The organism is Cylindrospermum sp. FACHB-282, from assembly GCF_014697195.1.
GTDB lineage: Bacteria > Cyanobacteriota > Cyanobacteriia > Cyanobacteriales > Nostocaceae > Cylindrospermum.
On sequence record NZ_JACJRJ010000055.1, the window covers coordinates 1 to 20,414 of the forward strand.

Sequence of the window (20,414 nt, forward strand, 5' to 3'; positions counted from 1 at the left end):
TAAGCTGATTAAACGTTCTGGTTATGGATTTAGAAATTTTGAAAACTTTAGAGTTAGATGTTTATTAAATTGGGTTTAGCTTATTATTTTGGCATAACAAGTACTGAAGAGCCAATTTGATTTAGTATCAGATGGAAGTCAAATAACTAAACTAAAGCATAGATGTCAACATCCTTCTTGCCAAAAAAATGATAATATGCGTCGTATGTTGACTTCCTTAACTCCAGATACTTCTGTTGAATTCAAAGTTAATCATGGAAAAGACTCGATAAAACATGAAAGAACTTATTCGGATAGTGATCAAGACCCTATTTTTGATGAAGAAGGAAATTTAATAGAAGTTATTGAATTAGGAGTACGAGAAGAAGCAGTACGTTACGTTTGGAATTTTGTCGAATGTCGTCATTGCTATAGACGTTATGTGCTAGAAAGAAATAATGATTCGGAGGATGAGGAGGAAAAAACCTTGTACCCATTGTTTTATGGAGCAAAATAATGAAAAATAATGATTTAGTTAGTATTCATAAATTTCTAAGGGCAAATTATCTGGGTCTTTAAAAAAAGTAAATTTCTTACCTGTTATTTCATCAATTCTGATACTTTCTACTTCGATATTGTGCGAGTTTAAATAAACAACAGTTTGCTCGATATCATCCACTGCAAAAGCCAAATGCCTTAAACCACAAGCTTCTGGATTATTGACTCTCTTGGGAGGATTGGGGAAAGAAAATAACTCAATTTGGGTATTGTCTCCCACTCTTAAATCTAATTTATAAGAATTTCTCTCGGCGCGAAATGTCTCATGAATAATATCAAAACCTAAAACTTCCACATAAAACTTTTTTGAGTGTTCATAGTCAGAACAAATAATAGCTACATGATGAATACCAGAAATTTTCATAAAAATTCCTATGATTTTTGACTACTGGTAAGCTTATCTAATAACTGCACGACGTTTTTAGCATCCTTAATAGCTAGTTTTGCCTTAGAAATGAGAAGATTAGGAGCTATATGATCTTTATAGTCAACTTCAACTCTCAATAGTCGCAAACGCTCTAAAGTTTCCCCTAAATTTCTAAGATCACGTTCTGTCTTGTTTAAGAATTCTTGAATTACATAGTCATGTACAGCAACCTTAAGAGTTCTTAAATTATTATATCCCTCAATATCTCGTAAGTAATTTCTAGTTAAACAAAAAGCTGAATAATACGCTCTACTGATACAAGAGCGTATTTTTGCTTCATTAATCGATGCACTTGCTTGACTTGAGGGACTAATTACTTCATCATATAGAGTTTGTGCCACCTCTAAATAACTTGACCAGTCGAATTTCATTCAAAATCCAAATTAATACAAAGATTTACAGCAACTCCCAGTGAAGCATCTATCCACCATTCCTGATCAAACTCATCTAGCTTATTTAAAGCTTCATCCACAGATTCTGGAGTAGCACAAATAGAAAGCACTAATTTCTCCCATTGAGGAGATTCAGGGTCAACATACAATTTTAATCTTAACTTCTCTAATGGAAAATACTTTCTAATTTGTGGATGAGCCTCTAGCAGCACATCTATGAGGGTTGAATGCTTGTGCAAAAACCTTCCTACAACAAAAGTGTCTTCTATTGTGTAGATTTGGGAAATTTTGCGTAAGATATCAGATGGTCTGATATCTTCTATCTGCTCTTTTATGAGAGATTTTTTTTTATGTTCTATAAACCTATCTGTAGAAAACTCTTGTGGTTGACTAACTTGTCGTTGACTAAAGAAATTAACATCTGGCAGTTTTTTGTTGTGCTTTTCTAAATTTAGAATTTTTGATTCTTCAGCGATCATTTTTCTTCCTTACTTTGAATTGAAATTAGGATCTAGATACAGAACATTTGCTTTATTTAGCATAGATTGAATAACATCTGACTCTACTAGAGATTCAGAAATTTGTGATTGTAAGTTTTGTACATCATTTGAATCTAAGGTCACATAAAATTCTCTCAAACCACTTGCATCTTGATATTCAATTTTTAATGTATGAACTACTAAGGCTCCAGCTATTCCTTCTTTTATTTCTGATTTGAAAATAGGTCTTACGTCTGTAACAATGCGTGATTTTAAAAATATATGATCATACTCTTGCAGCAAGCCTCTAGCTTTAGAAGAAATAGTAATTGAGCCATCAATTGCTAATAATTTATTCAGCCTATGTTTAAAATTTGATAATTCTTCATCTGACAAAGATAAAAATGCATCATCATTTGATATAGCATCACTGAAACCTTCAACTATTTCGCTTTTTTTAAGATTTTCTTCAGTAAGTAGAGAGTAAATCGAACGAATAGCTCTTAAAATTTCTTGTAAATCATTAATATCAATTTCTTCTACTTTGGGAGAAATTTCCAATACTAAGCTATCTAAGCTTATAAAGGGATAGGCTTCTGTTAAGGAATTGAGTAATTTATTAAATAGATTTTCATCAATTTTTATGAAAGAAGTAATACCTAATTGGTATTGTTGTGGAATTGTTAGCTTCTTCATTTCCGTTAAAGTTAATATCTTGGTTCTTGCAAATTAACAAATTAAACAAGTTTTTCTCATTTTTGCTTAATATTTCAAAGCTGATAACAAATAAATTACATACAATAGATATTGTAGATTATACCAAGGAGCATACTTACCTCGATAAATAAGTACAGGCAAAGAGATTACTTTTTATAAACTACATACTATTCTATATTTAGAATACCATCAAAACCCCTCATTGTTTTACATTCTGAAGGGCAGGCTTTTCGGCCTACCCTACGGTTATTGGTGTAACACTGTTTTTGATGCAATTCGAGTTTTTTTACGATCGCTTGCCGATAACTCTTCACCAGCTTGCAACCGGGTGGCGTTCGTTTGTAACACCGTCGCAGCACCCGTATCACCGATTTGCAAAGCAGTTTTGGCAGCAGTTTGCAACATTGTTGCTGCACCTGCGCGATCGCCTTGTTGCAATTTCGCCTCAGCTAACTGAGTTTGGCGATACTTAGCTAATACCAAAATAGACTGTTGCACCTGGGGATTAACAGCAGGTTGGTAAACCTTAGTAACATTGGCATAGACCGGAATCATCGGAGAAAGTAAGCCTTGTTGATTCACCCCCGGATCATCGTAGCGGATTTGCAAATGCCCAATTACCTGTTTGCCAAATGGCAGATTTCCCAAATAAATATTCGCTAAAACTACCCGTTCTACATCTTTCATCAAATCTCCCAAGCGCACAGCAAAGCCACCATTAGCTTCTGCTTCCACAGGCAACTCAATTGTATCTGGGGATACTTGGGCAATGGGTTTCAGTTCCGCTAGCCGGACATTCGGCACCAGAGACAACAGCAGGTAGGCATTGGTTAACCCCACAGACTGAATGCGCCGAAACAGACGGCTAAATTGCTCTACAGCTTGTTCTGGGCGTTCAATATGGGCGAGAGTACCCCCACCAGCATCAGCAATTTTTTCTAGCAAATCCTGATTCCAGTCATTACCAAATCCCAGAGTGTTGATGGTGAGGTTAACCTTAGTAGCCTTTTGGGCAAGTTCCAGACAGCGCTTATTGTCATCTGGCCCGATTTCCCACTTCCAAATCCGCAAACCGCCATCACCATGACCATCGGTGAGGAGAAACCCTTGAGAAACAGCGCCTTTTGTACCTTTGAGCAGTTCTGTAATTCCCAAAGACAAACCTTCGGCAATTACCGTACCGCCGGCAGCTTTCAGCTTATTGTGCAGTTGGGATTTGATGCTTTCGGGGTCTTGGACGATTTGGTTGGGGATAATGACTTCAGCCTTAGCAGCAAAAGCAACAACTGAGAGGCGATCGCCGGCTTTCAACTGATCGAATAATTGCTCAACTGCCTGAATTACGGTTTTGATTGCTGTCCCATGCATGGAACCACTCTGATCGAGAATCAAGCATAAATTCAGCGGCAAATTTTGGTCAAATTCACCGGCAATCGCCGAAATTGAAATTGCTAGTTGACGTTGGCTACTCAATTGTCCCACGTCAACATTAGTGTCATTTAGTGCCGATAACAATTGAACTTTCATTTAGGAGGAGTATCTTGCAACACAGTTTTGGAGACAATCCTGGTTTTCTTGCGGTCTGCTTCGGAAAGTTCTCCACCAGATTGCAACTGGGTGGCGTTCGTTTGCAACACCGTTGCTGCACTCGTATCTCCCATTTGCAAAGCAGTTTTAGCCGCAGTTTGCAGCATTGTCGCTGCACCAGCGCGATCGCCTTGTTGCAATTTCGCCTCAGCTAACTGAGTTTGGCGATACTTGGCTAAGGCCAAAATAGACTGTTGCACCTGGCGATCAAGTGCGGGTTGGTAAACCTCCGCCACATTCGCATAAATTGGGATGTTGGGGGTAAATAACCCGAATTGGTTGAGGGTAGGGTCATCGTAGCGGACTTGCAGATTGGCGATCGCTTGTTTACCTTTTGGCAACTGTCCCAAATAAATATTAGCTAAAATCACCCGTTCTGCATCCTTCATCAAATCTCCCAAGCGCACCGCCAAGCGCCCATCAGCTTCTGATTGGACTGGTAACTCAATTGTGTCGGGGGACACTTGGGCAATCGGTTTGAGTTCCGCTAGCCGCACATTCGGCATCAGGGAAAATAGCAGATAAGCATTAGTCAATGCCACCGTTTGCATTCGGTTAAACAGACGGCTAAATTCCACCACCGCCTGATCAGGTTTTTGAATATAAGACAATGTACCCAGACCAGCATCAGCTATTTTTTCTAAAATATCTTGGTTCCAATTGTCACCAAAACCTAAAGTATTCAAAGTCAAATTATAGCTAGCAGCCAATTGGGCAAATTTCAAACAGCGATCATTATCACCATGTTCATTTTCTCCATCAGTTAACAAAAAAGCTTGAGAAATTCTTTCTTTTTTCCCCTTTGCTAACTCCTCAATGCCCAAACGCAAACCTTCATCAATCGCCGTCCCACCATCAGCAGCCAAACGGTTAATTTGCTGTTTGATGTGTTCTGGATTTTCGATCAATTGATTGGGAACTAAGACTTTAGCACGGTGATCAAAAACTACAATACTGAGACGATCTTCAGGATTGAGTCGGTCAACCAAGAGAGTTGCCGCTTTTTTGACAGTTTCTAGCGGTCGCCCCCCCATAGAGCCACTATGATCAAGAATTAAACATAAATTCAGGGGAACATGGCGATCCTGATTTTCGCCAACTGCCGAAATCGAAATTGCTAACTGACGTTGACTGTTCTGTTGCTGCGCGTCCAAATTAGCATCATTCAGGGCAGGCTGCAAGTTGACCTTCATAACCCAAAGTTCCTATCTAGGAAATACATATTTATTCATAACTTCAAAACGTCACCTCAGCGCTACGGAAAACCTAGCCCACAGAGATCCTCTAACATATTCAGAATATCTTAGTAGCCAACCATTGGTAGATATCCAGCCCTCTTGACCATTAGGGAGAAATCCACACCTTAAAGAGGGCTACCATCGCGCTAGGATGTATTACAGTTAACGGCATATTTTCAGGCGATCAGTTGCTATGGACATTTCCCCCATCAAGGCTGTTCAAGCCCCCTACTACGGCGATAACTTTTACCGGACACCGCCGCCAGATTTACCTTCCCTATTGTTGAAGGAGAGAATCGTCTATCTTGGGATGCCACTGGTACCTGCTGTCACGGAATTGATCGTCGCCGAATTGCTATATTTACAATCCGACGATCCCGAAAAACCCATTAAAATCTATATCAACTCCACCGGCACCTCCGGTTACAGTGGCGAACCTATAGGCTTTGAAACTGAAGCCTTTGCCATCTTTGACACAATGAAATACATTAAGCCCCCCATCCACACCATTTGTGTCGGTTCGGCGATGGGTATGGCAGCGATGCTTCTAAGTGCAGGTACACCAGGCTGCCGCGCCAGTTTGCCCAACTCCTCCATTATCCTGCACCAGCCCAAGAGCTACGCCCAAGGACAAGCAACGGATATTCAAATTCGGGCGAAGGAAGTTTTGGTAAACAAAGCGTCAATAGTTGATATTTTGTCTCGTACCACCGGACAGGCAAGAGAAAAAATTATCAAAGACATGGATCGTCTGTTATACATGACTCCCTACCAAGCTAAGGAGTACGGTTTGATTGATCGAGTCTTTGAAAAAGAAGAACTCGCCAATCCCCCACTCCCTGCCAGCGTACTCTAATGAGTCCTGAGTTCTGGGTGCTGAGTTCAGAAATTGCTCCCATCCCCAATTAATTACAAACGGAGTAGCAAAAATGCCTATAGGCGTTCCTAAAGTCCCTTACCGGATGCCCGGTGGTCAGTATACAGATTGGATTAGCATCTACGATCGCCTTTACCGGGAGAGAATTATTTTCCTGGGTAGAGATATTGATGACGAAATTGCCAACCAAATTATTGCTGTCTTGCTGTATCTGGATTCAGATGATCCAGGTAAAGATATCTTTTTATACATCAACTCCCCCGGTGGGATGGTCACCTCTGGCTTGGCAATTTATGACACCATGCAACACATCAAATCTGATGTGGTAACAATTTGTGTCGGTTTAGCTGCTTCCATGGGATCTTTCCTGCTATCAGCTGGCACCAAAGGCAAACGCATGGCTTTGCCCCACTCGCGGATTATGATTCACCAACCTTCTGGTGGCACCCGTGGGCAAGCAAGTGATATTGAAATTGAAGCTAGAGAGATTTTACGAATTCGTCACCAGCTCAATCAGATTTATGCTGACAACACTGGTCAAGTTATAGCCAAGATTGAAAAAGACATGGATCGCGACTTTTTCATGTCTGCCCAAGAGGCTAAAGAATACGGTTTGATTGACCGTGTGATTGAAGAACGCCCGTAACATTTTAGCTGTCAACTGGGAGGGAGAATAGGATAACTTTAATGAAACTCCCATCTCCCTCTCATCCATCGCTCTCAAGATAAACTCTCAAGTGTGAACTTGCAATCATGAAATTATTCTTTATCATTAAGAGTTTAAGGTTAAGCTGATATCTGACTAACTGAATATTCGTGCTTTTGATAGCTGAAGATGGATCTCGGAGATTGCTACCGTTTATTGGGCTTAAGGTCGGGGGCCTCTTTTGTCGAAATCAAAGCGTCTTATCGACGACTGGTGCAACAATATCATCCCGATCTCAACCCAGATGATATAAAAGCTAAAGAAAAATTTATTGCCTTGACAGAGGCTTACAAACTCTTGCAGACGGTAGTATTGCCAGACAAGAAAGCCCGGCATTCAGGTAAATCCTCAATATCTGATGAAATTAAAGTCACCCCCCCGGAGCCACCAGCACCAACAACAGTCATACCACAGCCGCCAAATCTATTGGAAATAGAAGAGCGGCTCAAGTGGAAGACTTATGAACAGTTGCAGCGGTTTTTGCAAGACAAACAGTTTCCCCAAGCGATCGCTCTAGTCGAAGCTCTAGCGGCACGTTTACCAATAGACGCAGAAGTACGCCAGTGGCAAGCGATCGCCTATCAAATCTGGGGAAGGGCGCTAATCGGCGACAACCAGCTGCCCAAAGCTAGAATTTATCTCAAAAAAGCCCTGAAGACAGACCCCAATAACAAGACTCTGTGGCAAGAAGTACAGCGCGATTTCCAGCGATTAGAGCAAATTTTTTAAATAAATATACTAACAGTCTTCTTGTCTTCTCATTAAATTTGAATAAATACAAGAGCTTGTTTTAGGGGAGTGCCCCTACTTCACAAATTAGTTCTCAAAAATACCGAAAACACATTCTCATTTGTCCCTAATTCATTTCCAGAACTATCTAGACCATAGTTATACTCATTATTACTCCAAGACAGAGTTAATATTGAACTATTCTGATTTCTCCCTAGTTTAAAAGTAACTCCACTTCCATATCGGGAGAGAGTAGAATTATCATTTATTGGAGAATAATATGCTGTAAATGTAAAATTTTTGTTGAATATAATACCAAAATTTGTGGTCAGAGTATTATCAATTGAATCCGGTAAAACATCACCAAAAGTATTATTTATACCAAACCATAAATTTCCTAAATTTACTTGTGCACCTACTTTAAATGAATTTATAAAATCATTTCTGGAGGTTTTTATACCAAACGCATAATTAACCCCAGTGGATAGAACCAAATTGGCATTAGTATTAAAGGGAATTTGTTTGCTGACACTACCTGTTACTGTAGTACGGTAGTCGACATCCGGGTTAGTATAGGCGATAAAACCTCCAGAAAAAGTCCACCCATTTAAAGAATTTTTGGTAAAATCTGCACCACCATAAGCTTTTATTTCTTCTACCCCTAAGACACCAGCATAATATCTGAAAACATCTTGTGTACCTGTAATATTGCCAGTGAAGCTAATATGCGGCACATAATTTGTTTCTTCTTGAGCTTTGCTCGTGGTTACATAGTTAGCGTCTTGGGAAAAATTATTTAGATAAACTTGAGTGTAAAAATTTTCCAAAGTTGCTGTAGAAAAAGCTTGACCGTTGACAATTGAAAGATAACTTACATTAGATCCCCTTCCCCCTTCTCCACTACCTGAGCCTATATCTATCCGAGAACCAATCTGTTCATAACGAGTCTTAATAACACTGGAAGTGCGTTTGATTATAGGGGACGCACCCAGCCAGATACCATTAAAATTAGCAGGAGGAACTTGGTTCAGATTGGTGGCTCTTGGAGGTAGATTTCGAGATCGTCCAATCCCTGCATGATAAAAAGTAAAACTATTAGCAGGTAGCCGTACATTATTAGCAGCAAAGAATAAATTATTGTTCACCTTTGATTGCACTCGAAGAGGTGACTCCGCAATACTAGGAACGGCATCTGGCAACAATTTAGACCCCAGTTGCAAGGCTGTATTAATTAAAGTATTCTCGTCATTTAAGATAAATGCAGACCCGCGCACAGTACGGCCAATAACAGCTTCACGGTCATTAACTCTCAAAACTTGTCTAACTTGAGAATAAATTACTGCAGGTGTATTTTCAATTTCCTCTTTTCTAGAGATAGAGGTTTTAACCCCATAACTATTACCACTTAACGAACCTATGTTGGGGTAGAATTGATCTATACCAATTTCTTGCCCATTTGCTCCACTTTGAAAACCCGGTTCGCTCATTGCTGCTAGTGATTCTGGTGTTACCAGATCCCCAAAATTTGAAGTTTGGGAAAAGCGGGTTGCTAGTAGTGTATCAGGGTCATAACGATCAATTTTTAAACCAGGTGTATATGTACATATATCTCCTGGGTTCTGAGAATTAAGACAGGATGCAGTCAGGCTAATTTGTAGATGTGTACCTAATAAAGTCCGTGGTTCTTTAGTAGTAACAATAGTTCCTCTAGATTTTCTCACTGTTTGCAATTGTAAGTAATCTCCTGTTTGATTGATAGTGATAATATTAGTTTTTGTCAAACTTTCCTCAATTTGACTGTTGAACTTGACAAGTGCATTAACATCAAGATTAGTATTTTGATTATCACTAAAGCTCCCCCCTTCAACAATTTGCCCTTTGGTTAAGTGGTTAATCACTATGCCATTCAGTGGTATAGTAGTTGTTAACGGACGAATCATTCTATCGGGAACAATTCTAGGGGGAATAAAGTAATTTGGATTGACTGAAGAATGTTTTTTGATAGGAGATGTGTCTTTTGGTTCCAGTTCTTCGACGCCAAGTTGTGGTTCTAGCTGCTGAGAATTAGGAGGGGATATCTGGTTTCGTTCCAGTTCTTCGACGCCAAGTTGTGGTTCTAGCTGTTGGGAATTAGGATCTTCTCCTTCTATGTTGGCAAGAGTGCAAACATTTGATAATGTTATATTATTTTCTTCTAAATTCGCTACCTTGATAAATTCAGGTTGGCTATTTTCCGTAGAAGTACATATATTTGAATTTATAGTATTTTTTTGCTCTAAATCCACTACCTTTATTTGAGCATCAGCGGTTTTAGCAAAATAGATTTCTGTGAAACTAACAAATAATCCAAATACAACCTTCAAATTTCTGCTGGCATGAATCATGAATTATAATAATAGTGTAATAGTTGCAAAATTACTTTGATCAATGCTAAGTTACATCATTATGTATAAACTCAAACAAAGCGTTTTACAGCCAGAATCATAGTACAAGCACAGTTCCTGCCATTGATTCTGGAATATAGCAACTGATAAAATTAAATCTTTAGTAGTTCTCGCAACAGAACCATCAGGAATACAACTTCAAGATTCACTGTAAAAAGTCAGATTCTAAGGCTATTTTTGGCTAAATTTGCTTGTAAGCAGTAATTCACGGCTAACGTAGAAAAATAGTGATTACTGATACTGTTTTTCTATAACTCCGTTGATAATATTTAGTTGTTGAAATACTATATTATTTATTGCTATAGTAAGTTAGAGACACAACACTAACTGTGTCTCTAACAGATAAACAGACTGGGGTTAGGTTGGTAATTATGCTAAACCATTATCAGTTATGACAAATGATGATAAATGGGCCGCATTCTTTACCTCCTAATCACTTTTTATTTTTCTACTTGCGCTCAAGTAGATAAGTGTAGCTCAGTACTCTGAACTAAGAAACGGTTACTAAGCTTAGTATCCGTAAGTACCAAAACTTCCAACAGGGCTGCTGCTGTAGCTTGAAATACCATTATTTTGCGATTGGTAGGGATTGTAATCTACACTACCACTAATACTGGTATAGGTAGATGCGTTGGAGCCGTAGTAGGGGTCGTAGTAGCCGTAGTAGGGGTCGTAGTAGTTGTAGCCAGTGCTGGTACTAGTATTAAGATAGATAGCTCCAGCACTTCCTAGAGCAGAAGCTGTGTTGAGTCCCTGGTAATTACTGGCTGTAGCGGCTGCATCGTTTTTACCCACAGCTGCGGCAGTAGCGCCACCAGTCACTCCGCCATAGCCATTAAGTGTGAATGATGAAGACGCTGCAACACCACCCTCACCAGCAGAGGCTACAGAACTAAAGCCAATAACGCTGGCAGAAGCAGCAATTAAGGCAATGACTACCTTTGTATTTAACTTCATGGTTTTTAATTGTTCTTATGTCCCTGTACAATTACGATTGTAGCAGACAATATTTTGTTTGCAAAGGCACAAAGCGTAAAAGCTACTTAACTGGATTTATTAAGTCTTAATAGATATATTTTTAGCGAATAAATGGGCTATTTATTTGTTTAAAACTTATGATTTAAATATTCTTCTTTAAAAGAAAAATTTATAGTTGATCCTTTTATAATTTAAGTCTTCAGTTTCAACTATTATGTTGTTAAATTGCTTTGCTGTCTGCTAAAACCCTTGTCTGGTGGTAATCTGAGCCAATATTCTCTACTGAAATGTTATTAAATCTTTAATTTATAAAGTATAAAACTTATCCATATCATCAGCAAAGTCCCAAAGATGGAGGCATATTAATTATTTTTCAACATGATAAATTTTTATTTTTAGTATGTGAAATTAACCACTGGCAATTGAGCGGTTTGAGATTAAAAAAAATATTGAACTAAGGTAGCAGTCAAGAGTGAGTTTGCTTAGGTTGGTCGCTTTGGTTTATCAGACCCTTGGTAAGGTAGCAACAAATAGCCCTTCCTAAGGACTTATCAGCTGTTGATGAGGTTTTTATGCAAATAAAAAATTGGCAGAAAATAATGAAGCAGTTCAATGCCTGGTATTACTTGTCCATGAATGCTGCTGCGGATTCATCGGAGGCTGCTCCTAGTTAAACCAAGCTACCCAGCCAATCAAGCGAGGACAAGTATTAGGTAAATGCCAATGGTGGGATGAGCTACGCGCCATTACCTAGAATGTGAAGCTGTCCTAGTCGATAGCAGCGTGATTGGTTTAACTTTACATTATGCTGAGATTATCTGGAACCAAATTGATCGCTTACCGTCACTTAGCAATGATGATGTCTGCGACTATCTCCTAGGGCGCAACTTGGTAATTGTAGCAGTCGCTGTAGCTTGTGAAGTCTTCGTCTGCTTTATCGCCTCTAGACAGCAGCTAAGTTTCACTGTCACATTGGTTGACTTTGCAGTCAGGCTTGTTAGTGTGTAAAGTTGAGACAGCAGTAACCCTTTCGGGGCAGGTAGCTACAGCTATTCTGCTCAAGAAATAAAATTTCCAGCGTTAGCAACTGCAATTAAGGTTATGCAACTACATCAGAGTTCTCTAGTCAAGATTATGGAGCAAAATCAGGATCATCAGCGCCGCGCCGCTGCTCAAGAGTTTCAGAAAGCTCTGGATGAGTTGGAGAGTATTTTACAAGAGAATCCGGCTGAGGATGAAGTAACACCAGGCTTGCACAGTGGTAATGCCAGTGATCAAGAATTGTGTGAAAACTTGGGGCTGATTGATCTAGCAGCTTTTGAGGATGCAGCTGCTGATATCGAAAAATATCTAGAAGAAAAAACAAAAAAAAAATAAGCGTCAAAAGATAAATTTTAATTTATCACTGATCAATCATTTGCCGCTGCGCTTCATATAACATTAAAGCCGCTGCGATCGCCACATTCAAGGACTCTACGCCGGGACTGAGGGGAATTTTGACTTGCTTATCAGCCATTCTGACTAAATCTGCCGACAAACCAGCACCTTCATTCCCCAGTAAAATCAAACTTGGTTTTCGCCAGTCTACTTGCCAATAAGTTAAATTTGCACTCGCCAAAGTTGCCACTACCTGCATTCCCGCCTGCTGACTTTGTTCGACTGTAGCTTTTAAATCTTCAGTCACCGCCATCCCTAAGCGGAACCACTGCCCCGCAGAGGCACGTAACACCTTCGGATTATCTAAATCTACACCATCCTTCAGCCATAACCCCGATGCGCCAGCAGCTACAGCAGTGCGAATTATCGTCCCCAAGTTGCCCGGATCTTGGACAGTTTCCAAAGCTAGGACTAAACCAGTAAAAGGTACTTGTGTTTGGCGATCGCTTCTTTTTGCCGCCGCCACCACACCATCTGGTTGCACAGTCGTCGCCATCGCCGCTAAAACTTCCTCACTGACAATTTCTGTGCGATCGCACCGACTACAGGCTTCCTGCCATAACACCGGGTGATCTGCTTGCCATTGGGAGGTACAACACACCACAGCCAGCGGGTAATTCACCGCCAAAGCTTCCTCTAACAGGTGCGTTCCTTCCAACAAAAATAGCTCTTGCTTGTGGCGCTCCTTGGTGGAGTGCAGTTTGCGAATTTGCTTAACTAGGGTATTTTGTAAACTTGTCAACACAATTTTATATTTTAGATTTTGGATTTTAGATCAATCCAAAATCCAAAATTGATATGCGGAACCCGGGACTTGAACCCGGAAGCCTTGCGGCACTAGAACCTGAATCTAGCGCGTCTGCCAATTCCGCCAGTTCCGCTGGCATTTATTTCTTATCGACAATTTCTAATTATTGCGTAATAATTTCATTTTGTCAAGTCCATAGCTATAGTTGTTTCACGAGCTAGTAATTTAGTTGGAGATCAGCTGGATTTCCCAATGCCCAGTCAAGAGTCGCCAATCCCCAGTATTCAGGAAACATAGCTGTACTGTCACTGAGTATTGAGTTTTGCTCAAAGTTTATATTGGGGTGTTCTTCTTGGTGAGAAATTACAAATGTCCAAAAAGGTTGCTAGTATTTATTTTCAGCCATCAATTATCGGCGAACAGAAAATTTATTGCTCCAATCTATAGCAGCAAAATGTAGACAAACGGATTCTTTACTGTAGAATCAAAACCAACTTCAAACCTTTAATATTACGTACTTTTTTTTGGAGGTAGGCTTATTAATTCTTCTAGCAGCTTACCAGATGCCAAGTCATCACCCGAAGCAGACTCCTCAGTCTTGCAAATATGGGGTGGGCATCCTTTGCGAGGTCATGTAAGAATTAGCGGGGCAAAAAATTCAGCACTGGTAATCATGGCTGGAGCTTTGCTTTGTTCGGGAGATTGTCGCATCCGCAATGTTCCCCTATTAGCGGATGTAGAGCGCATGAGCCAGGTTCTATTGGCTTTGGGTGTGCGCCTAACACGACACAGCGATATTTTAGATATCAATGCCAGTGAAATTACCACATCAAAAGCACCCTACGAACTAGTTACCCAATTGCGGGCCAGCTTTTTTGCTATTGGCCCAATTCTGGCCAGACTAGGAGTAGCGCAAATGCCGTTACCAGGCGGTTGTGCTATCGGCGCCAGACCGGTTGATTTGCATGTCAGGGGACTGCAAGCAATGGGAGCGGAAGTGCAGATTGAACATGGTATTTGTAATGCCTATGTTCCTGGCGTCACTGGTCGGTTAAAAGGAGCCAAGATTTACTTGGACAGCCCCAGCGTGGGAGCAACAGAAACCTTGATGATGGCTGCTACCCTAGCAGATGGGGAAACCATCCTCGAAAATGCCGCACGGGAACCAGAAGTAACCGATTTGGCGAATTTCTGTAACGCGATGGGAGCCAAAATTCAAGGTGCAGGGACAAGTACGATTACCATCGTTGGCGTTCCTAAGTTGCATTCTATCGACTACTCAATTATTCCTGATCGCATTGAGACGGGAACTTTTTTAGTCGCTGGAGCCATCACCCGCTCAGAAATTACCCTGTCCCCAGTAGTTCCAGACCATTTAATCCCCGTGATTGCCAAGTTGCGAGATATTGGCGTATCAATCATCGAAGAAGGGACTGATTGTTTACGCGTCCTGCCAGCAAAAGTTCTCAGAGCTACGGATATAGAAACCTTGCCCCATCCAGGTTTCCCCACGGATATGCAAGCACCATTCATGGCTTTGCTGACATTGGCAGAAGGGGATAGTCTGATTAACGAGTCAGTCTTTGAAAATCGCTTGCGTCATGCTTCTGAGTTAAATCGCTTGGGGGCAGATATTCGCGTCAAAGGCAATGCTGCTTTTGTTCGAGGAGTACCAATGTTGTCAGGAGCGCCAGTTTTAGGCACAGACTTACGGGCATCAGCCGCGTTAGTTTTAGCAGGACTAGCAGCAGAAGGAAAAACCACAATTCAAGGATTGAACCACTTAGATCGTGGCTATGATCGCCTGGATATGAAGTTACAGCAATTGGGAGCTAAAATTCTGCGCGTGACTGAAGCATCAACAGATGCAGAATTACTTGCAAGAACTCCCCCAGCATCGGTTTCATTATAGAGTTAGAGGATTTTATCGACCTCCTTCTATGGTGGTATTTAGTTTCTTAATGGCGATCGCTTTCACCTGCTGATTAAAAAGCTGATTTGTAACTTTCGCCATTAACTTACTTGATATTTAAACAAATTTGAGTTAATGCAAAAAACAAAAATTGATCTAACTGAAATTTAGTTTAAAAAACTTCATAAATTCACAAAATAAAAGCTGTGGTAGACTAGATGTAAATTTTAAATTCTTATTAACAAAATATGCAGTTTCAAAAAATCCCCCACTTGTCAATCTGGGGCTTATCCGTCTCAGTTCTGACCTCAGCAACTATTGGTTTTATTACTAACCCTACTGTCGTTCAAGCACAGAGATCAAAATTACCTACCATTGCCAAAGTCACAAGTATGACAAATGGCGATCTCGCTTGCTATGTCGATTTAGTAGATACTAAAGGCAAAAAATATCAATCTGTATACGCAATATTTGAAATTTGCGAAAAAGAAAAAACTTTCTTAAATAAAAAAGTACGGTTAACTTATAAAAAAGAAAAATTTAATGATTGCCAAAGTATCGAACCCTGCGGCAAAACACAGCTAGTAACTGCGATCACAAAAATGCAGATAGTTCGATAGCATTAGCACCTCTAACCTTGATTATCAGGCAGTTTCAGCTTTCACACCGCAAGAGCTTCTTAGTTTTTGCCTAGTAGCCGCGAATTTCATTTGCCCTGGCTAATGGTAAAAAGTAATTACCAATTACCAATTACCAATTAGCCATTACCAACCCTACATAATCGCTATACTAGCTGTGGGAGTTGAATTTTTCAGAGCTTGCCATATCATGTCTTTATTCAAAAGCCCGTTAATTGGTTTAAAAGCAGACTCATTTCGCCATCCTCTAGACTTAGAAGCAACCAAAACACTCAAGCAGATACCAGGCTTAGACATGATGGTGCGAAATTGGCTAGGGCCAATGGCTGAACAGGTTTTTTATGTAGAAAATATCGCCTCCAGCATTTTGGTAGGGGAAAAACAACTTCCCGATTTACACCAACTGCTGTTAGACGCTTGCAAAATTCTCGATATTGAACCGCCCCAGTTATACGTTCGACAACATCCAGCCCCCAACGCTTACACCTTTGCGATGCGGGGTAAGCAGCCTTTTGTGGTGATACATACTTCCCTAATTGAAATCCTCACACATGAGGAAATACAGGCAGTTATTGCTCATGAATTGGGGCATCTCAAGTGTGATCACAGCGTTTACTTAACACCTGTAAATTTACTAGTCTTAGCTGCGGGAATTGTGCCCAATATTGGCGCTATACTTGCCCAAACGATACAGGCACAACTTTTAGAATGGGTACGTTGTGCTGAGTTTACCTGCGATCGCGCCGCATTGCTAGCCACCCAAAACCCCAAAGCTGTAATGTCAGTGTTAATGAAGCTTGCAGGAGGTTCCCCCACCTTAGCACCACAACTAAACCTTGATGCCTTTATTGACCAAGCTCGCGCTTACGACGATATTAGCAAAACCGAACTGGGTGAAATGGTCAAAACCGCCCGCACAGCCCAATTAACCCACCCAGTGCCAGTACTACGAGCAAGAGAAATTGACCGTTGGTCTAGCAGTCAAGAATATCAAACCTTGTTGCAAACTCACGGACAGAAATATACTAGTCAAGTTGCACCCAAAGGCGGATGGCGAAATTGGTAGACCATGACAGATGCATCCTACAACAGCCACATTCAACCCATTAACTTATTTGAGTACGAACAGCTAGCAAAAGAGCATCTGTCTCAAATGTCCTTTGATTACTACAGCAGTGGTGCAGGGGATGAAGTCACATTACAGGACAATCGTGCAGCCTTTGGGCGAATTAAACTCCGACCACGTATGCTAGTGGATGTGAGCGATCGCAATTTGACTACCGAAATTTTAGGGCAACCCCTACAACTACCCTTATTAATTGCACCAATGGCTTTTCAATGTCTCGCTCATCCAGAGGGAGAAATTGCCACCGCCCAAGCTGCGGCCTTAGCAGGTGTAGGCATGGTGTTAAGTACATTATCCACCAAAAGCATTGAACAAGTCGCAGTAGTCCGCGAAAAATTGCCAAATGCCTTGCAATGGTTTCAACTTTATATCCACAAAGACCGGGGATTAACTCGTTCTCTAGTCGAAAGAGCTTATACCGCAGGCTACAAAGCACTTTGTTTAACCGTAGATGCCCCTGTCCTCGGACAACGGGAGCGAGATCAGCGCAATGAGTTTACCCTACCACCGGGGCTGCATCCCGCGAATCTGATCAATATCTCAGAGCTAGATATTCCCCATGAAAAAGGCGAATCTGGGTTATTTACCTATTTTGCCCAGCAGCTAAACTCAGCAGTAACATGGCGCGATTTGGAATGGTTGCAGTCTTTATCTCCATTACCTTTGGTACTTAAAGGGATTTTACGGGGAGATGACGCTGTGCGTGCGGTGGAATACGGTGCTAAAGCAATTGTAGTTTCCAATCATGGTGGCAGACAACTAGATAGTGCGATCGCCTCTCTAGATGCCCTACCAGAAATAGTAGCAGCAGTAGATGGAACAGCAGAAGTATTATTAGATGGAGGTATTCGCCGGGGTACAGATATTCTCAAAGCCTTAGCACTAGGCGCAAAAGCCGTATTGATTGGGCGACCTGTTTTGTGGGGACTAGCAGTAGCCGGACAACCAGGGGTATCTCATCTCATCTCCCTGCTGCAAAATGAGTTAAATGTGGCAATGGCACTCAGTGGCTATGCCCAACTACAAGATATTGACCCTAGCTTAGTCAACTCTCTCCATCTCTAAATTTGGCAGACACAACTAACCGAGAAAGCCTAAAAGCTCAACTCCATAATACATTTGTATTGCAAATATTTTTTTATAAATACTTGTTGCAAAATCAAAAAATAGCGTATAATAGAAAAGTTGCACCCAAGGGCGGGTGGCGAAATTGGTAGACGCACCACACTCAAAATGTGGCGACCTTGCGGTCATAGGAGTTCGATTCTCCTCCTGCCCACTATTAACATCTTTAATAATAGCCAAATATAGCTAGTAGAAGTGATTAACTCGCTCATATAAATCATAGATTGGCAGCGACGAGTTCCAGTCATGATCTGTAGCTGTGTTACTTGTTGCCACCACCGTTCCCATCAGCCGTAGAAATCCTCTATGTCATTAAGATAAATAAAAGTCCGCTTCAAATCGTCTTCCACCCTTCATACTCACTTCCTCTCCTCTGGAAGCAGAAATTTTCCCAAGAGGTTCCTCGATATTTGCAGCAGTCCTAAAATTCAGGCGAGATTCAATAGTTTCCATTCCTGATGCACCCTTTTAAGTTTCCTTGGATTCTGGTTTAGCCTGTTTTTGAAGCTTTTTTAACCCAGTCTGAACTCAAGTTAGCTCCAGTTGACAATTATATAAATATCGGCTATGATTCATTTTATACTTGTAAAATAACAATCATTGTTTAGTAAGATAGTAATAATCAAATCTTGATTTCGTAAGTCTTACACAAGAGGAACTTCCAATTTAAGGAAGATGGAAAACCATGAGACTCAAAAGATGGGAATCTCCCCGACGAGAAGGCAGAAATGATAAAGGCAGAAGTGGCTCTGCAAGAAAGCGACAACTCAAAAAGCAAAAGCAGATGCTGCGGCAAAGACTTAAGGACATCCGAAAACCCGATAACAATAAAAACAATAGACAGGGGGAAGAAACTTTCATCTTCCCCCTATTTTTTGGCTTTTCGCTGAGGGCAAAAACCAAACTTGGATGTTTTAGAGTAACGCATTAAAAATACGTAGTATTTGTTACCTTGATTAATAGCTTTTAAGTAAATCATTATCTGCAAAGTTGTAAATCTATAGAACTTTCAAACAAATCAACTTTTTGATTGCCTACTGATGCATACGCATCAAAAATTACCAGATTGCAATTTCTGGAATTTCATTTTGCCTAAGTAGAAGTTCAAATAAATGTAATAATTAACACTTAATTAGGTAGAGATACTATCATAATTGTAATGATTATATGAACAAATAAAAATAAATTATGAAGTAAGTATGAATTTTGATGTCACCCTAGAGAATCTCTTGGTGAAATTACTAAACTAATGTAAAGTAGCAAATAATTCTTACGTCGCTAAAAAGTTTAAAAATACTGAGGCAAATATTGTATCTCTTGTATTAACTTCCGACAAAGACACAAGTCTAACGAAGAAATTCAGGAGCAATCCACCCTTGCTGTTGCAGTATTTTGACACTTTCTAGATAGTCTATAGATTTTTTTGTTGGACACAAGGAGTCGGTTATGCGGGGAAGGGTGCTTCTACCTACTCAAAAAGTGCTGGATTTTCCTATCACTGCTTTGCGCTTTGACGATCAGATTCAAACAATATTGAATTGGGCAAGCATACGTGAGAGTAAAACGGTATGTGTAGCGAACGTACATATGCTCATGGAGGCTCATTGGAATCCAGACTTCGCCAACGTATTAAGAAATGCAGATATAGTAACTCCTGACGGTATGCCCCTAGTTTGGATGATGCGGCAAATGGGAGCACGTTACCAAGATCGTGTTGCCGGAATGGATATTTTCTTAGCATTGTGCCAGCTAGCTCAAACAAAAAACGTCAGCGTTTTCTGTTTGGGTTCTCAAATAGAGATTCTCTCTCAAATGAGAAAAAGGTTAGAGGAAGAATTTCCTCAGTTGCAAATTGCGGCAATGGAACCCTTACCCTTTCGTCCCCTGACAGAATCCGAAGATGAAGCTCTGATTCAAAAAATTAACTCTAGTGGCGCTGGTATAGTGTTGGTATCTTTGGGGTGTCCCAAACAAGAAAAATGGATGGATCAGCATAACGGTAAAATTCAGGCAGTAATGATTGGCTTGGGCGGAGTTTTCCCAGTCTATGCAGGAATTCAGAAGCGAGCACCTCGTATAATTAGAGACATAGGACTAGAATGGCTCTATCGTTGGATTCAAGAACCGCGGCGACTTTGGGGTCGTTATATCAAAACAATACCACCTTTTATTTGGCTAGCGACTAAACAGCTACTGTCATCAAGTCGTCTTGGAGAGGTCTTCCTTAATGAGAGTGGAGATTAAAGCATTTGTCTGGTAGCTATCTTCAGAGGGGGAGCTCATAACCTCTTTTAAAAGCATAGGAAATCTGGAATTG

General features: G+C 40.5%; 21 protein-coding genes and 2 tRNA genes. 13 read left to right on the plus strand and 10 right to left on the minus strand.

Features of this window, described 5'->3' with window-relative positions; all coding sequences use genetic code 11:
* Together H6G32_RS27475 and H6G32_RS22235 are read left to right on the plus strand one after the other, a co-directional pair.
* Positions 1-79: transposase (locus tag H6G32_RS27475; RefSeq protein WP_190462299.1), on the plus strand; the 79-nt coding region annotated here is incomplete at its 5' end.
* Positions 80-196: 117 nt separating this feature from the next.
* Complete coding sequence (locus H6G32_RS22235) at positions 197-496, plus strand: hypothetical protein (RefSeq protein ID WP_190462236.1); 300 nt, start codon at positions 197-199, stop codon at positions 494-496.
* Between the two features lie 18 nt (positions 497-514).
* On the opposite strand, the gene gloA2 is transcribed toward H6G32_RS22235, so the two are convergent.
* The 6 genes from gloA2 to H6G32_RS22265 form a co-directional block, all read right to left on the minus strand.
* The gene (gloA2, locus tag H6G32_RS22240; RefSeq protein WP_190462238.1) at positions 515-901 is read right to left on the minus strand and encodes an SMU1112c/YaeR family gloxylase I-like metalloprotein; all 387 of its coding nucleotides are present in this window, start codon (positions 899-901) and stop codon (positions 515-517) included.
* An 8-nt stretch (positions 902-909) separates the two neighbouring features.
* On the minus strand, positions 910-1,335 hold the full coding sequence (locus H6G32_RS22245) for a HEPN domain-containing protein (protein ID WP_190462240.1): 426 nt from the start codon (positions 1,333-1,335) through the stop codon (positions 910-912).
* The gene (locus tag H6G32_RS22250) at positions 1,332-1,835 is read right to left on the minus strand and encodes a hypothetical protein (protein ID WP_190462242.1); all 504 of its coding nucleotides are present in this window, start codon (positions 1,833-1,835) and stop codon (positions 1,332-1,334) included. The genes H6G32_RS22245 and H6G32_RS22250 overlap by 4 nt, the downstream gene beginning before the upstream one ends.
* A gap of 9 nt (positions 1,836-1,844) precedes the next feature.
* Positions 1,845-2,531, minus strand: a complete 687-nt coding sequence (locus H6G32_RS22255; protein WP_190462245.1) for a hypothetical protein — start codon at positions 2,529-2,531, stop codon at positions 1,845-1,847.
* 267 nt (positions 2,532-2,798) lie between these two features.
* Positions 2,799-4,079: a vWA domain-containing protein gene (locus tag H6G32_RS22260; protein ID WP_190462247.1), complete on the minus strand. Its 1,281-nt coding sequence runs from the start codon at positions 4,077-4,079 to the stop codon at positions 2,799-2,801.
* Entirely contained in the window at positions 4,076-5,332 is a 1,257-nt protein-coding gene (locus H6G32_RS22265; RefSeq protein ID WP_190462249.1) for a vWA domain-containing protein, read from the minus strand. Before H6G32_RS22265 ends, H6G32_RS22260 begins: the two co-directional genes overlap by 4 nt.
* A 238-nt stretch (positions 5,333-5,570) precedes the next feature.
* Between H6G32_RS22265 and H6G32_RS22270 the strand changes: the two genes are divergently transcribed.
* The 3 genes from H6G32_RS22270 (at position 5,571) to H6G32_RS22280 (ending at position 7,689) form a co-directional block, all read left to right on the plus strand.
* Positions 5,571-6,233, plus strand: a complete 663-nt coding sequence (locus tag H6G32_RS22270) for an ATP-dependent Clp protease proteolytic subunit (RefSeq protein ID WP_190462251.1) — start codon at positions 5,571-5,573, stop codon at positions 6,231-6,233.
* A gap of 73 nt (positions 6,234-6,306) precedes the next feature.
* Positions 6,307-6,900, plus strand: coding sequence for an ATP-dependent Clp protease proteolytic subunit (locus tag H6G32_RS22275; protein WP_190462253.1), 594 nt, complete (start codon positions 6,307-6,309; stop codon positions 6,898-6,900).
* Between the two features lie 189 nt (positions 6,901-7,089).
* Positions 7,090-7,689, plus strand: a complete 600-nt coding sequence (locus H6G32_RS22280) for a J domain-containing protein (protein WP_190462255.1) — start codon at positions 7,090-7,092, stop codon at positions 7,687-7,689.
* 80 nt (positions 7,690-7,769) lie between these two features.
* On the opposite strand, the gene H6G32_RS22285 is transcribed toward H6G32_RS22280, so the two are convergent.
* Both H6G32_RS22285 and H6G32_RS22290 read right to left on the minus strand, forming a co-directional pair.
* Positions 7,770-10,073 carry a hypothetical protein gene (locus tag H6G32_RS22285; RefSeq protein WP_190462257.1) on the minus strand — a complete coding sequence of 768 codons (2,304 nt, stop codon included), beginning with the start codon at positions 10,071-10,073 and terminating at the stop codon, positions 7,770-7,772.
* A gap of 570 nt (positions 10,074-10,643) precedes the next feature.
* Positions 10,644-11,090 carry a hypothetical protein gene (locus tag H6G32_RS22290; RefSeq protein ID WP_190462259.1) on the minus strand — a complete coding sequence of 149 codons (447 nt, stop codon included), beginning with the start codon at positions 11,088-11,090 and terminating at the stop codon, positions 10,644-10,646.
* Between the two features lie 804 nt (positions 11,091-11,894).
* On the opposite strand from H6G32_RS22290, the gene H6G32_RS22295 reads away from it, so the two are divergent.
* Both H6G32_RS22295 and H6G32_RS22300 read left to right on the plus strand, forming a co-directional pair.
* Positions 11,895-12,119 carry a hypothetical protein gene (locus tag H6G32_RS22295; RefSeq protein ID WP_309232623.1) on the plus strand — a complete coding sequence of 75 codons (225 nt, stop codon included), beginning with the start codon at positions 11,895-11,897 and terminating at the stop codon, positions 12,117-12,119.
* 93 nt (positions 12,120-12,212) lie between these two features.
* Positions 12,213-12,488, plus strand: coding sequence for a hypothetical protein (locus H6G32_RS22300; protein WP_242046693.1), 276 nt, complete (start codon positions 12,213-12,215; stop codon positions 12,486-12,488).
* Between the two features lie 25 nt (positions 12,489-12,513).
* Here H6G32_RS22300 and H6G32_RS22305 read toward each other — a convergent pair whose 3' ends face one another.
* Both H6G32_RS22305 and H6G32_RS22310 read right to left on the minus strand, forming a co-directional pair.
* The gene (locus tag H6G32_RS22305) at positions 12,514-13,293 is read right to left on the minus strand and encodes a TrmH family RNA methyltransferase (protein ID WP_190462261.1); all 780 of its coding nucleotides are present in this window, start codon (positions 13,291-13,293) and stop codon (positions 12,514-12,516) included.
* A 54-nt stretch (positions 13,294-13,347) separates the two neighbouring features.
* Positions 13,348-13,429, minus strand: a tRNA-Leu gene (locus H6G32_RS22310).
* Positions 13,430-13,834: 405 nt separating this feature from the next.
* On the opposite strand from H6G32_RS22310, the gene murA reads away from it, so the two are divergent.
* The 6 genes from murA to H6G32_RS22340 all read left to right on the plus strand — a co-directional run bounded on the left by murA (position 13,835) and on the right by H6G32_RS22340 (position 20,341).
* Positions 13,835-15,208 carry a UDP-N-acetylglucosamine 1-carboxyvinyltransferase gene (gene murA / locus H6G32_RS22315; protein ID WP_190462302.1) on the plus strand — a complete coding sequence of 458 codons (1,374 nt, stop codon included), beginning with the start codon at positions 13,835-13,837 and terminating at the stop codon, positions 15,206-15,208.
* Positions 15,209-15,456: 248 nt separating this feature from the next.
* Entirely contained in the window at positions 15,457-15,828 is a 372-nt protein-coding gene (locus H6G32_RS22320; protein WP_190462263.1) for a hypothetical protein, read from the plus strand.
* Between the two features lie 208 nt (positions 15,829-16,036).
* Positions 16,037-16,912, plus strand: a complete 876-nt coding sequence (locus tag H6G32_RS22325) for a M48 family metallopeptidase (protein ID WP_190462265.1) — start codon at positions 16,037-16,039, stop codon at positions 16,910-16,912.
* Positions 16,913-16,915: 3 nt separating this feature from the next.
* Positions 16,916-18,037: an alpha-hydroxy acid oxidase gene (locus tag H6G32_RS22330; RefSeq protein WP_190462268.1), complete on the plus strand. Its 1,122-nt coding sequence runs from the start codon at positions 16,916-16,918 to the stop codon at positions 18,035-18,037.
* Positions 18,038-18,167: 130 nt separating this feature from the next.
* A tRNA-Leu gene (locus H6G32_RS22335) sits at positions 18,168-18,251 on the plus strand.
* A gap of 1,292 nt (positions 18,252-19,543) precedes the next feature.
* Positions 19,544-20,341: a WecB/TagA/CpsF family glycosyltransferase gene (locus tag H6G32_RS22340; protein WP_190462270.1), complete on the plus strand. Its 798-nt coding sequence runs from the start codon at positions 19,544-19,546 to the stop codon at positions 20,339-20,341.
* The last annotated feature ends 73 nt before the right edge of the window (positions 20,342-20,414 follow it).

Coding starts and splice junctions, on each gene's coding strand:
- H6G32_RS22325 (WP_190462265.1), top strand. CDS start 16,037: ATGTCTTTATTCAAAAGCCCGTTAATTGGTTTAAAAGCAGACTCATTT.
- gloA2 (WP_190462238.1), bottom strand. CDS start 901: ATGAAAATTTCTGGTATTCATCATGTAGCTATTATTTGTTCTGACTAT.
- H6G32_RS22340 (WP_190462270.1), top strand. CDS start 19,544: ATGCGGGGAAGGGTGCTTCTACCTACTCAAAAAGTGCTGGATTTTCCT.
- H6G32_RS22285 (WP_190462257.1), bottom strand. CDS start 10,073: ATGATTCATGCCAGCAGAAATTTGAAGGTTGTATTTGGATTATTTGTT.
- H6G32_RS22270 (WP_190462251.1), top strand. CDS start 5,571: ATGGACATTTCCCCCATCAAGGCTGTTCAAGCCCCCTACTACGGCGAT.
- H6G32_RS22320 (WP_190462263.1), top strand. CDS start 15,457: ATGCAGTTTCAAAAAATCCCCCACTTGTCAATCTGGGGCTTATCCGTC.
- H6G32_RS22280 (WP_190462255.1), top strand. CDS start 7,090: ATGGATCTCGGAGATTGCTACCGTTTATTGGGCTTAAGGTCGGGGGCC.
- H6G32_RS22330 (WP_190462268.1), top strand. CDS start 16,916: ATGACAGATGCATCCTACAACAGCCACATTCAACCCATTAACTTATTT.
- H6G32_RS22235 (WP_190462236.1), top strand. CDS start 197: ATGCGTCGTATGTTGACTTCCTTAACTCCAGATACTTCTGTTGAATTC.
- H6G32_RS22290 (WP_190462259.1), bottom strand. CDS start 11,090: ATGAAGTTAAATACAAAGGTAGTCATTGCCTTAATTGCTGCTTCTGCC.
- H6G32_RS22275 (WP_190462253.1), top strand. CDS start 6,307: ATGCCTATAGGCGTTCCTAAAGTCCCTTACCGGATGCCCGGTGGTCAG.
- H6G32_RS22245 (WP_190462240.1), bottom strand. CDS start 1,335: ATGAAATTCGACTGGTCAAGTTATTTAGAGGTGGCACAAACTCTATAT.
- H6G32_RS22250 (WP_190462242.1), bottom strand. CDS start 1,835: ATGATCGCTGAAGAATCAAAAATTCTAAATTTAGAAAAGCACAACAAA.
- H6G32_RS22300 (WP_242046693.1), top strand. CDS start 12,213: ATGCAACTACATCAGAGTTCTCTAGTCAAGATTATGGAGCAAAATCAG.
- H6G32_RS22260 (WP_190462247.1), bottom strand. CDS start 4,079: ATGAAAGTTCAATTGTTATCGGCACTAAATGACACTAATGTTGACGTG.
- H6G32_RS22265 (WP_190462249.1), bottom strand. CDS start 5,332: ATGAAGGTCAACTTGCAGCCTGCCCTGAATGATGCTAATTTGGACGCG.
- H6G32_RS22255 (WP_190462245.1), bottom strand. CDS start 2,531: ATGAAGAAGCTAACAATTCCACAACAATACCAATTAGGTATTACTTCT.